The sequence below is a fragment of the Acinetobacter sp. FL genome, from assembly GCF_040744925.1.
Lineage (GTDB): Bacteria > Pseudomonadota > Gammaproteobacteria > Pseudomonadales > Moraxellaceae > Acinetobacter > Acinetobacter radioresistens.
Genome location: NZ_CP160437.1, coordinates 3,144,205 through 3,157,444, shown reverse-complemented (window position 1 = coordinate 3,157,444; position 13,240 = coordinate 3,144,205). Strand labels below are relative to the sequence as shown.

The 13,240-nt window shown below is 42.7% G+C and carries 9 protein-coding genes and 1 pseudogene; 8 read left to right on the top strand and 2 right to left on the bottom strand.

Annotation, left to right across the window (positions count from 1 at the left end; translation table 11 throughout):
- Positions 1–187 precede the first annotated feature (187 nt).
- The 4 genes and pseudogenes from ABZP31_RS14780 (at position 188) to ABZP31_RS14765 (ending at position 6,942) form a co-directional block, all read left to right on the top strand.
- A pseudogene (locus ABZP31_RS14780) lies at positions 188–1,465 on the top strand (MFS transporter).
- Between the two features lie 146 nt (positions 1,466–1,611).
- Positions 1,612–2,985 carry a long-chain fatty acid transporter gene (locus ABZP31_RS14775; protein ID WP_248134737.1) on the top strand — a complete coding sequence of 458 codons (1,374 nt, stop codon included), beginning with the start codon at positions 1,612–1,614 and terminating at the stop codon, positions 2,983–2,985.
- Positions 2,986–3,303: 318 nt separating this feature from the next.
- Positions 3,304–5,106 carry an acyl-CoA dehydrogenase C-terminal domain-containing protein gene (locus ABZP31_RS14770; protein ID WP_248134739.1) on the top strand — a complete coding sequence of 601 codons (1,803 nt, stop codon included), beginning with the start codon at positions 3,304–3,306 and terminating at the stop codon, positions 5,104–5,106.
- Between the two features lie 177 nt (positions 5,107–5,283).
- Positions 5,284–6,942 (top strand): AMP-binding protein, encoded by a 1,659-nt coding sequence (locus ABZP31_RS14765; RefSeq protein ID WP_248134741.1) that lies wholly within the window; start codon positions 5,284–5,286, stop codon positions 6,940–6,942.
- Positions 6,943–6,981: 39 nt separating this feature from the next.
- Here the strand turns inward: ABZP31_RS14765 and mpl are convergent, their stop codons facing one another.
- Complete coding sequence (gene mpl, locus ABZP31_RS14760; RefSeq protein WP_248134743.1) at positions 6,982–8,346, bottom strand: UDP-N-acetylmuramate:L-alanyl-gamma-D-glutamyl-meso-diaminopimelate ligase; 1,365 nt, start codon at positions 8,344–8,346, stop codon at positions 6,982–6,984.
- A gap of 272 nt (positions 8,347–8,618) precedes the next feature.
- Here mpl and ABZP31_RS14755 point away from each other — a divergent pair, with 272 nt between their 5' ends.
- From ABZP31_RS14755 to ABZP31_RS14740, 4 genes are all read left to right on the top strand, one after another.
- Positions 8,619–8,969: a DMT family protein gene (locus ABZP31_RS14755; RefSeq protein WP_016801137.1), complete on the top strand. Its 351-nt coding sequence runs from the start codon at positions 8,619–8,621 to the stop codon at positions 8,967–8,969.
- A gap of 184 nt (positions 8,970–9,153) precedes the next feature.
- Entirely contained in the window at positions 9,154–9,666 is a 513-nt protein-coding gene (gene purE / locus ABZP31_RS14750; RefSeq protein ID WP_248122826.1) for a 5-(carboxyamino)imidazole ribonucleotide mutase, read from the top strand.
- Between the two features lie 15 nt (positions 9,667–9,681).
- A complete protein-coding gene (locus ABZP31_RS14745; RefSeq protein ID WP_248130396.1) occupies positions 9,682–10,803 on the top strand; it encodes a 5-(carboxyamino)imidazole ribonucleotide synthase in 1,122 nt (373 codons plus the stop codon).
- A 662-nt stretch (positions 10,804–11,465) separates the two neighbouring features.
- Complete coding sequence (locus ABZP31_RS14740; RefSeq protein ID WP_248130397.1) at positions 11,466–12,749, top strand: lytic murein transglycosylase; 1,284 nt, start codon at positions 11,466–11,468, stop codon at positions 12,747–12,749.
- Between the two features lie 64 nt (positions 12,750–12,813).
- Here ABZP31_RS14740 and ABZP31_RS14735 read toward each other — a convergent pair whose 3' ends face one another.
- Entirely contained in the window at positions 12,814–13,209 is a 396-nt protein-coding gene (locus ABZP31_RS14735) for a hypothetical protein (protein ID WP_005023870.1), read from the bottom strand.
- Between the last annotated feature and the right edge of the window lie 31 nt (positions 13,210–13,240).

Genomic DNA, 13,240 nt, shown 5'->3' with positions numbered 1-13,240 from the left:
ACGCAATAGCAGAAACCATAAAGATAAGCCTCTACAGCCCAGGAGGAAAACTAGAAAAAATATTAAGAATTTGATGAGCCTGTTCTATCACCGGTATATCTAACTATATGACATCACTTCTAATTGCTGCTTAATACCCAAAACAATAATTTGCTGTAAGCAATAAAGATAATAAGGAAAATTTAATATGGAAAAGGTTTCACCTTTAATAATAGAAGAGGTTTCAGTACCGCCTGCTAAAAAGGTCTGGATGACCGCATTTATATTTTCATTTCTGGTTTTACTGGTCGATGGCGCTGATATTGCATTTTTAACCTATAGCCTGACCAGTCTTAAAGCCGAATTCGAATTAACCTCGATTCAGGTAGGTGCCTTGGGCAGCTGGTCATTGATTGGCAGTGCAGTAGGTGGCCTGATTGGCGGCTGGGCCTGTGACCGTTTTGGCCGGGTACGTATTATTGTAATTTATCTGGTAATTTCATCTGTTCTATCCTGTGCATTAGGTTTCGCAGACTCCTATTATCAGTTTGTTATTTTAAGAACGCTGGCTGCGGTCGGACTGGGTTCATTATACATTGCCTGTAATACCTTAATGTCAGAATATGTGCCTACCAAATACCGGACTACGGTACTTGCGGCGCTAATGACCGGTTTCACTATGGGATCTCTGGTGGCCACACTGTTAGCCGGCTGGATTATTCCGGCTTATGGCTGGCGAATGCTGTACTGGATTACTATTGTTCCCATCTTTCTCTCGGTTCTGATTCATTTTATGGTACCAGAGCCGGAATCCTGGAAAAAATCCATTGCCTTAAAGCTCAAGAAAGCCGAACAGCTGGCACAAACTATCAAACCCACCAATCCATATAAAAATATATTTAAAGAGAGAAAACACCGCAAGATGTTTTTACTCTGGTCATTAAGTGCGGGTGCATTATAGTTTGGTTATTATGGTATGAGTAACTGGTTACCATCTTATCTTGAGGCCGAAGTCGGCATCAAGTTTAAAGAGATGACCATGTATATGATCGGTACATTCCTGATCATGATCTTTGCCAAGGTTGTAGCAGGGATGGTCGCCGACCGCTGGGGACGCCGTGCAGTTTTTGCTTTTGGAACTATGGGCACGGCGCTGTTTATTCCTGTTCTGGTCTACCTCAATACACCTGCCAATATTTTATGGCTGATGTTGTTGTTCGGTTTCCTGTACGGTATGCCATTTGCTATTAATGCTACTTACATGACCGAAAGTTTTCCAACATCTATTCGTGGAACGGCGGTTGGCGGTGCATTTAATGTCGGGCGAATTGGAGCAATTTTTGCGCCTGTTACAATTGGTATTTTTGCTCAGAATGGCTCTATTGGAACCGGCCTTCTGGTAATGGGGGCTGCTTATTTTCTATGTGGCCTGATTCCGCTGTTATTTATTAAAGACCGCTTATATGATCCGCAAAAAGCTGATTAAAAAAGAATTCACAAAGCAAAAATCTACTTTTAATTAGATTTTTTATTAAAAATGCAAGACAAATTAACAGATTAAAAAGAATTTTTATAAATAAAAAACCATGATCAATAACCGATCAGATTCCATATAAGAAAAGGATCACAAGAATGAGAAAGACAGTAATCGCTACAGTAATTGGAACATTATTTAGCCCAACACTTCATGCGGCAGCATTTGACCGTACTGGCCAATCAATCTCCAGTTTTTTACAGCCGGGCAATTACTTTGAAGCCACTTTAACGGTCAGTGATACTACACTCAAGGGCCAGGAGGCTGGCACGACAAATACTGACCGTATGATTGATGATATTGCCAATACTGATTATCGGCCGGCTGCTGCATTCAAATTGCAGCTTGCACCACAATTTTCATTTGGCCTGATTTATGATCAGCCTTTTGCTTCAGACAGTGAATACTCAGGAAATAACAGTTTCACTGCTACTCCGCAGGATCAGGTGGTACTGCCAGGAATTACAACTGGCAGTCTGGCTGAGGCTACAGATGGTCAGATACCTGAGGGACAAACCCTGTCACAGGTAGATACACAGAATTTGAGCTGGATCATGGGCTATCAGCCCAATAAAAACTGGAATGTTTATGCAGGGCCGGTTTATCAGACTTTTAAAAGCGATATTCAACTGCGGGGGGCCACTTACAGCTTATATAACGGTTATAACTTTCAGGCCGAGGAAACAGGAGATTGGGGCTGGCTTGCCGGCTTCGCCTACCAGATTCCTGAAAATGCTATCAGGACTTCCTTAACTTACCGCTCTGCAATCACCCACAAGATTAATGCCAGCGAAGAAGCACCACTGATTGATATGCTGAGTACCCGGTCCGGACGAGATTATGTGGGCAATTATCTGCAACAGCTGGTAGCTCTTGGCCAGATTTCTCCGGAGCAGCAGGCTGCCATTAATAGTATCGTTGCCCGTTTACCTTCTGCAGGGGAGTCTGGAACCACCAAATTTGAATCACCGGCTTCGCTTAATCTTGAGTTCCAAACTGGTTTACGGCCGGGCACTCTTCTGTTTGGTAATGTGCGCTGGGTAAACTGGGATGACTTCGCATTTCAACCTTACCGCTTTGGCGCAATATCTGAAATAGTCGGTGTGCTTTCTACGCCGAGCCGGCCGGAGGGATTTAATCTGGTGCGCTATTTTCATGACCAGTGGTCAGCGAATTTAGGTATTGGACAGCGTTTTAGCTCCAAATGGAATGGTTCTGCTTCTATAGGTTGGGATTCCGGTGCTGGAGAATATGTATCTACGGGCGGTCCAATAAAAGGTTATTACAATATTGGACTGGGCTTTCAATATAGCCCTGCCACGTCATATTTTATTTCTGGAGGAATGAAATATACCTGGCTTGGAGACGCCAAAGGGCAAGTCGGTGCACAGGCAGGAAGTCAATACTATGTCAGCGAATTTAAAGATAACCATTCTATCGGCTATGGATTAAAGATTGGTTATCGTTTCTAGTCAACTAATGGTACAGCCGGTCTCATCCAATAGAACCAATAAGATGTACAGCTTATTTAAAGTAAATCCTAAGCCACTTGATTAGTAAAAATAAGATGACTGCTTTTCTGAGTATATTTAAAAATTTTAGCTAAAATTTAATTTCTTGATATGAAATTTTTTGTAATAGCTATTCTTATGCTTCACTGGATTTTCAAGATTTCTTAAATTATGATGGAATAAAACATAACTGAATTTCACAGTGCGAAATATTATTTACAAATAGCTTGAGCCGTACAGATAGAAATTCAGACTACAAACCCGATAAGGATATGGCCGATGCCGAATTATATTGCACCGCTACGCGACATGAAATTTGTTCTCAATGATTTTTTAAACTTTGAACAGAGCTATCAACAATATCCGGCTGCCCAAGATAACTTTAGTGCAGAGATATTAGAGCAGTACTTGGAAGCTGCAGCAGATTTTTGCCAGAACGAACTTTTACCACTTAACCGTATTGGTGACCAGCAGGGCTGCAAGCTGGAAAATGGTGTAGTAACCACGCCAGACGGTTTTAAAGATGCCTATAAAAAATATGTCGAGCTGGGTTTTACTTCACTCACTGGCGATGAGCAGTATGGTGGACAGGGCTTTCCTACCCTATTCCGTATTGCAATTTCAGAAATCATTACTTCAACCAACTGGGCTTGGGGCATGTACCCTGGACTCTCACATGGAGCCATGCGAACTATTGAACATCATGGTTCTGAACAGCAGAAGCAGCACTACCTTACCCGGCTGATTTCGGGGGAATGGACAGGTACTATGTGCCTGACCGAATCCCATGCGGGCTCTGATCTGGGTCTGATCCGGACCAAAGCAGTGCCCAATGCGGATGGCAGTTATGCTATCAGTGGTGAAAAAATCTTTATTTCTGCTGGGGAACATGACCTGGCTGAAAATATTATTCATATTGTACTGGCACGTTTACCAGATGCTCCTGCGGGTACCAAAGGAATCTCCCTGTTTATCGTACCTAAGTTTAATTTGGATTCGGACGGGAATATTGCCGAACGTAATGGCGTGGTGTGTAGTGCACTTGAACATAAAATGGGTATTCATGGAAATGCGACTTGTGTACTGAATTTTGATCAGGCTAAAGGCTTTCTGATTGGGCCGGAAAACCGGGGCCTAAACTGCATGTTTACCTTTATGAATTCGGCACGGATCGGCACTGCAATTCAGGGACTGGCTGCTTCTGAAGCTTCTTATCAGGGTGCACTGGCATATGCCAGAGAACGCCTGGCAATGCGCTCTCTAGCTGGACCCCAATACCCAGAACTGCCGGCTGACCCAATAATTGTGCACCCGGCAGTACGCCAGATGCTATTAACTCAAAAAGTCTTTGCAGAAGGCTCGCGTGCCCTTGCCTATTACTTATCTACTTATGTCGATATGGCCGAGTTTTCAAATAATGAAGATGAAAAGAAACAGGCAGAAAACAAACTTGCCCTTTTAACCCCAATCGCCAAAGCATTCATGACCGAAACGGGGGTAGAGTCGGCCAAGCATGGAATGCAGATTTTTGGCGGACATGGTTATATCGCTGAACATGGAATGGAACAAATTGCTCGTGATGCACGGATCGCCTGTCTTTATGAAGGAACAACCGAAATTCAGGCAATTGACCTGCTGGCACGTAAGGTAATTGGTTCTAAAGGTAACCTGCTCAAAGCCCTGACCGATGAAATTCAGGAGTTTACTGCGCAGCATCAGCAGCACGATAAATTCTCTGCTCAGGTGCAGCAGCTTGAGCAGCTAGTCAAGGAATGGTTAGAACTGACCAGAGACGTGGTGGATAAAATGCAGCAGAGACCAGAAGAAATTGGTGCCGCAGCAGTCGATTATCTTTATTTCTCTGGATACACCGTATTTGCCTATTTGTGGGCAAAAATGGCGATTGTAGCGGAAGATAAAATTGCTCAGGGCGATACAGATCCTTACTATCCGGCCAAGGTAGCTACGGCGCAGTTTTATTATAGCCGCATTCTAAACCGTACCTTAACCCATGCGGCAATGATCCGTTCTGGAATGGATACCCTATTTGAACTTAATCCGGCACAGTTCAAGTTTGATTAATGACTTTGACTCGACAGGTGTGTAATTCACACCTGTTTTTAAAATTCAAATATAAAGATCATTTTGAAGCTGCTCGCAATGAGCAGTAACTAGCTCCATGATAAGAGACTGATTTAAAAATAATAATTCTGAATAGAAAACTGCTTTGATCTAAAGCGCACAATAAAGGATAGAGCAATGACAGAAAATGTCTGGTCAAATGAATACAAACAATGGAATATTGCCCCAACTATTCAATTGCCTGCACGACATGTGACTTTACTGGATTTCTGGGAACATAGTTTTCAAAAATTTAGCTCGCGTACTGCATTTATTTTTAAAGATAGAAAATTCTCTTTCGACGAGATTGAGCAATATAGCCGTAAATTTGCCAGCTTTTTACAACATCTTCAACTACCTCAAGGTAGCCGCATAGCAGTGATGATGCCGAATATCATTCAGTATCCGATTGTATCACTGGCTGTCATCCGGGCCGGTTATATACTGGTCAATGTCAATCCACTTTATACCGCACGTGAACTACAGCATCAGCTTCATGACGCAGGTGCCTCTGTACTGGTACTGCTCGACCAGTTTATGCCTGTCTACCAGCAGGTCAAAGATCAGCTTGCTATACAGTATGTGGTGATTACAGCTGCGCCAGATTTGCTGATTGATCCTGCTGAAAAACCTGAAAGCCAACAGGAAGCACAAATATTCAGTTTAAAAGATATTCTCTCTGAAACTTTACCGGAGACCTATCTTCGTCCCAAGCTTGATCAAGAGGATACTGTAGTACTGCAATATACAGGTGGAACGACTGGAGTTTCTAAAGGTGCAGAGCTGACACATCGTAATATTATTGCCAATCTACTGCAAAATAATGCAGTGTTTTGCAGTTACTTCGGTGACCGTGATGCCTATGCAGATGAAGTCACGATCTGTGCCCTTCCGCTATATCATATTTTTGCCTTTACCGTGTGTTTATTGCACAGTACATTAAATAAAGGCTATGCCACGGTGCTGGTAGCCAATCCGCGCGATCTGTCTGATCTGGTGCATTGTTTTAAAACATATCAGCCTGCAGTTTTTCCAGCAGTAAATACCCTGTTCAATGCACTTATTAATCATCAGGAGTTTAAAACACTCGACCATAGCCATCTGCGCATCACTACAGGCGGCGGCATGACTGTACTCAAATCTACTGCCGATGCCTGGCAGAGAATTACCGGCTGCATGATCCGTGAAGGCTATGGTCTGTCTGAAACATCTCCAGTGGCTACATTTAACCCTCCGGCTTCCACTACATTCAGCGGTTCAATTGGCATTCCACTCCCGGCAACAGAAATCAAAATTCTTGATGATACAGGGCAAGAAGTGGTACAAGGCGAAAAAGGCGAGATCGCCATACGGGGACCGCAAGTAATGAAAGGTTACTGGAATCTGCCTGAAGAAACAGCAAAAGTCATGACAGTAGACGGGTTTTTCCGTAGTGGCGATATTGGCGTCATGGATGCAAAAGGCTATGTACGAATTATTGACCGTAAAAAAGATATGATTCTGGTTTCAGGTTTTAATGTCTTTCCCAATGAAATCGAGGCTGTCTTATCACAGCATCCTAAAGTGCTGGAAGTTGCAGTGATTGGGGTAGCAGATGAAAAATCTGGGGAAGTACCAAAAGCTTTTATTGTCAAAAAAGAACAGTCTTTAACAGCAGAGGAAATCCAGTCTTATGCCCGAGAAAATTTAACCGGCTACAAACAGCCACGCTATATCGAATTTCTGCATGAACTGCCTAAATCAACGGTGGGCAAAATTCTGCGTAAGGCACTCAGGCAGGATACATCACTACAGTAAAGAGTCATAAAAAAGCGGGTGTTAACCCGCTCTTTCAGTTTAGCTTTGTAATGCTGCCAGCAGTTTTTGATGCAGTCCGCCAAACCCGCCATTTGACATAATCACCACAGCATCACCCTCACCTGCTTCCTGAACTATACGCTGGATAATTTCATCCAAAGAACGGCTCACCTGTGACTTATTCGGAGCGGCCTCGACTACAGGTTGCAGATCCCAGTCCAGGCCTTCTGGCTGATACCAGATTACCTCATCTGCCAGGCGGGTCGAGTGGGCCAGTCCGTCTTTATGGCTACCCATACGCATAGTATTTGAACGCGGTTCAATAACCGCCCAAAGGCGCCGTTCACCCAGACGTTTACGGGCACCATCCAGTGTCGTTTCAATTGCAGTGGGATGATGTGCAAAGTCATCATAAACTTCGATACCCCTGAGCGTACCCAGCAGCTCCATACGGCGTTTGACACCCCCAAAACTGGACAGTGCTTCACATGCCTGAACAATACTGACACCCACATGCTGTGCAGCAGCAATGGTAGCCAAAGCATTGGCAACACTATGCTGGCCTGTCATGGACCATTGAACTTCAGCAATAACCTTACCCTGCTCCAGCACCTTAAAATGGCTGCCATCTGCTTGAATTAGTTCTGCATAGAGTTCGGCTTGGGTATCGGTATCCAAACCGGTACGTATAACAGGTGTCCAGCAGCCCATTTCCAGTACTTCATCAATATGGGTTTCAGTAATAGGCGCAATAATCCGGCCAGTGCTTGGAATGGTGCGCACCAGATGATGAAACTGTTTTTGAATGGCAGCCAGATCATCAAAAATATCGGCATGGTCAAATTCGAGGTTATTCAGGATTGCTGTTTTAGGATGATAATGAACGAACTTGGAGCGTTTATCGAAGAAAGCCGAATCATATTCATCTGCCTCGACTACAAAGTACTTGCCCCCGCCCAGCCGTGCGCTCTGGCTAAATCCAAGGGGCACACCGCCAATTAGAAAACCGGGATTTAAACCGGCCTGATCCAGTACCCAAGCCAGCATGGTGGTGGTGGTGGTTTTACCATGAGTACCCGCGACACCAAGAACATGTTTACCCTGTAATACATGATCAGCCAGAAACTGTGGTCCCGAAATATAAGGCAGACCGGCATCTAGCATATATTCAACAGCATCAATTCCACGCTTCATGGCGTTGCCCACAATGACCAGATCGGGATGTGGCTGTAAATGGCTGCGATTATAGCCCTGCATTAAGGTAATGCCCGCATTCTCAAGCTGGGTAGACATTGGCGGGTAGACACTCTGGTCTGAACCGGTCACAGTATGCCCAAGATCACGTGCCAGAAGTGCCAGTGATCCCATAAATGTGCCGCAAATACCTAAAATATGCAGATGCATAACTCACCCTCTCTACTACTTTTGACACATCACTTGATCTTATCGTGTTGTTGTCGTGATCGATTAAAATTGTCAGCAACGATAGCAAGGCTATTCATGAAAAGATAGTTGTTCTTGTAGTCGTTATAAGGCTTTCAGGGATTTTTTATCAGATCTGATTACTGTTGCCCCGCTATTAAATTATTACGATAAAAAATCTGGTTAAAATATTTGTCGAATTTTTCAAATAGATTAAAGTCTTTACTCTCCTGTACCGTCTTGTATAAATACCCATGAATCCAAACCTGTACCTGCCCCTGCTGTTATTGATTATTTCGAACTGCTTTATGACTCTGGCCTGGTATGGGCATTTAAAATTTTTACATGGTGTACCGTTATGGCAGGCTATTTTATTTGGCTGGCTGATTGCACTGCTTGAATACAGTTTTATGATTCCGGCAACACGTCTTTTATCCCAGTATGGATGGAGCTTGGGCCAAATGAAGATTACCCAAGAAGTAGTCACCTTACTGGTATTTGTTCCTTTCATGATTTTTCTGTTTAAGCAGCCGTTTAAGTTGGACTATTTATGGGCAGGTTTATGTCTGTTAGGCTGTGTTTATTTTATCTTTCGCAGCCAGTAAGAATTTTTTAACTATTTTAATAAAGTTTCTCGGCTGCTTCCTGAAAAATCATAAAAAACAGCCAGCAGCTATAAGGTTAAATGGTCGTGAGCGCAAAAATCAGTCTATAATAGAGGGCTACTTATTCATTTAAAGCTTGGCTCTGGTCGAGATCTCTTTTTACCTAGTCTCTGGAACATTAGCAATGAATGCGGTCGCAACTGACGCTCAACCCCTAGTCGGAATTATCATGGGCTCCCAATCGGATTGGGCTACCCTCGAACATACTGCCAATATGCTCAAGCAGCTTGGTGTCCCTTTTGAAGCTGAAGTCGTCTCTGCACACCGTACTCCAGACCGTCTGTTTGAATACGCTGAAACAGCTCGCGATCGTGGGATTCAGGTCATTATTGCAGGAGCTGGTGGAGCTGCACATTTACCTGGAATGTGTGCAGCCAAAACCGATCTACCTGTACTGGGTGTTCCGGTTAAGTCCTCAATTCTAAATGGTGTAGATTCCCTGTTGTCTATTGTACAAATGCCGGCAGGTATTGCAGTCGGTACCTTGGCCATTGGCCCTGCAGGTGCTGCCAATGCCGCTATTATGGCCGCCCAGATTCTGGGTTTGACCCGTCCCGAAATTGCAAAAAATATAGCAGGCTTCCGTGAAGCGCAAACTGCAAAAGTTGCGGGTAATAATATTCCAGGTCAGGGTTAAGACAGGATCGATATCATGAATAAGACTATCGGTATTTTTGGTGGCGGCCAGCTCGGCCGTATGATGGCCCAAGCTGCCTTACCACTCAACATTCAATGTACGTTTTTTGAAGCCAACCATAACTGCCCTTCAGCAATATTGGGTCAGGTCTTTTCTGAGCATGACGTGCAGGGTCTGGAAAAATTTATTGAAAGTGCAGATGTATTTTCCCTCGAATTTGAAAATACGCCTCTCGCGGATGTTGATACTCTCTTGCAGAGCAAACAGCTTTATCCACCACGTCAAGCATTGGCTACTGCTCAGAACCGTCTGCTAGAGAAGGCACTGTTTGACCAGCTGGATATACCAGTAGCGCCGTATCGTGCAGTAGATTCTTTGTCGAGCCTACAGCAGGCTGTAACCGAGTTGGGTCTACCGATTGTACTGAAAACGGCAACTGGAGGTTATGATGGTAAAGGGCAATTTGTACTGCGCGAGCAAGAGCAGATTGAACAGGCTTGGGCTGAACTGGGTCCGGCCAAATCTTTAATTGCAGAAAGCTTTGTAAAATTTTCCCGTGAAGTTTCAATTATTGCGGTACGTGGACAGAACGGTGAAGTTAAGAGCTGGCCATTAGCTGAAAATCATCATCATCATGGTATTTTGTCACATTCGATTATACCTGCACCGAATAGTGAGCAGTTACAGCCGGTTGCTCAGGATTATATTACCCGGCTGCTGAATCATCTGAACTATGTAGGTGTACTGACACTTGAGTTATTTGTGACAGAAGCCGGTCTGTATGCCAATGAAATGGCGCCAAGGGTACATAACTCGGGGCACTGGTCAATTGAAGGTGCAGTCTGTTCACAGTTTGAAAACCATATACGTGCTGTTGCAGGCCTACCGCTCGGTTCTACAGAAGTGCTTCGCTCTACGGTGATGGTCAATATTATTGGGCGATATCCTGATGCCGCACAGGTACTGGCTTTAAATGGTGCGCATCTGCATATGTATAACAAGGAAGAACGGCCGGGGCGTAAACTCGGTCATATTACCTTAATGCCGGTTAATCATGCAGAGCTGACAGAGCTATGCCGTCAGCTGGCGAAAATATTGCCAGAGCCATTAGCCTTGACTCAAGATATGAACATTTAAACCTTAAACTGTTGCTAAAAAAAGCGGTCATTTTAGTGACCGCTTTTTTTATAGCTGTCATTACGGCATGATTGCGCCTCTTTTTTATTAGCTATAAATATCTTTAATTTTTTAAGTTTTATTTAATATCTGAATCGCGCCAGATTCTTCAATAGTTACTGAATTTATCAACTCAATATTCGACTGAAAAAAGTAGCTTTATATATAGAGTTTATGAAATTAGGGAATAATATTTAGATTTATGAATTCATTTTATTGAATTTAAATTTTCTATTTTAAGTTTGAATTCAAAGTTTCATGCTGTTTGTCTTATGGATAAAATTTAAATTTAAAAAATAAATTCTGAATTTAAAACTAAAAAATAAATTCAAAATTCATCTTGTTGAGCGTAACCATTCTTTAGCCAGTGTATTCGTATTGATAATTATCTATAAATTTAAAAGAAATTATTTGAATTCAAATCAGTTAAAGATGGATTTTAAATTTGAATTTAAACTATTTTTATAAATTTAAATACTGAAAGGTTGTGGATAAAATTTTTAAATTTAAAATAAATTTAAAACAAGGAATTATGAATTTAAATTTACGTTTCAAAACTTCCATTTTGACTTCAGAATGCTATGGTAAAAACAATAATTTAAATTCAAAGTGATAAGGATCTTATGCGCCACTTTGCTCTAATTTTTTCTACCGCTTTTTTGAGCGTGTCTCAGGTTAATGCTGAATTAATTATTAATGGTCAATCGAGTTCTACTTCGGTAACAGCAACATCTGCTATTTCAAATGCCTATAGTCCACAAAATAATTTTCAGGCATGTCTGGGCAACTTGCGTTCACAGGCTATATCTGCTGGAGTAAACGGAAGTACTTATGACCGTTATACCCAATCTTTAACACCTGATTATTCAGTAATCGACAAGCTAAATTATCAGCCAGAGTTTTCTACACCAATCTGGGATTATCTGTCGGGTCTGGTGGATGAAGAGCGAGTACAGGCAGGCCGAACGAAACTGGCACAGCATGCAGAGGTACTCAAGCGTGTTGAGGCAGCTTATGGTGTACCAGCCGAAACAGTAGTAGCAGTATGGGGGGTAGAGAGCAACTTCGGTGATATTTCAGGAAGTTATCCCTTGTTGCAAGCGCTTGGAACATTAAGCTGTGAAGGCCGGCGCCAAAGTTATTTTCGTGGCGAGTTTTTTGCAGCCATGCGAATTTTACAACGTGGAGATTTACGTGAAGAGCAATTAAAAGGTTCATGGGCAGGCGCTTTTGGCCATACCCAATTTATGCCTTCGACCTATGAGGAACTGGCGGTCGATTTCGATGGAGATGGCCGGCGTGATTTAGTCTCAAGTACTACAGATGCCTTGGCTTCTACAGCAAACTTTCTAAAAAAACGCGGCTGGCAAACCGGTATGCCTTGGGGATTTGAAGTCAAACTTCCTTCAGGTTTTTCTGCACAGGGAGAAGGGCGGCGTAATAAAAAAGCTTTAAACAGCTGGGTAAATCGCGGATTAACTCGTACTGATGGTACTGCACTGGTTCAGGGAAATCTTTCAGGTTCTACACCAGCAGGTTTGATGATGCCGGCAGGTGAAAATGGACCGGCTTTTCTAGTATTTAAAAATTTTGATGCAATTTATAGTTATAACGCGGCAGAAAGTTATGGGTTGGCGATTGCCCATTTGTCTGACCGTTTACAAGGACAGGGACCTTTTTTGACGGCCTGGCCAACCGATGATGCCGGAACATCACGTGCGGAGCGGCGTGAAATTCAACAGTTTTTATTAAGAAAGGGTTATGACATCGGGGCAGTAGATGGACTGATCGGTGATAAAACCCGGCAGGCCATTCGTCAGGAACAGCAGCGTTTAGGATTAAATCCAACCGGACGGGCGGGGCAGCAAATTCTGCGTGCTCTGCGTGCTGAATATATTATGCAGTAAAATTTAAAATTAAAGCAGCGAAATATTTCGCTGCTTTTCATGAATATAAAAGTCGGAAAATAATTTAAATTATTTCATCATCTTCGTCTGGTGTAATCATCGCCTCTAGCAAGTCCATAATAACGGCGGTAACATCTTGGCAAACTTCATGGTCATTTAAAATTTCAGATGCAGTGATGGTAATTTCAGTATCACTTGGCAAAAGTTTTTGTTCTTCTTCAATGAGCTGTTCAATAGGTAACAAGGTCTGCTTGATAGAGAAATGTAAAATATCATTAAATTCAATATTTTCATCTTCAAGTTCAATCGCACAATCATTTAAGTAGGGGAGCAGTACTGAATAAAGATAGGGCTTTAAGTCTGTAATATTAAATAGCTCGATATCACGCGATTGCTCAATAGTGCTGATATGATCATTTGCTTCAATCAGAATATGATAGTAACTCACCTGAATATCCATCTTTGTTCCCCTCTAGCTGTCTTAACCATAT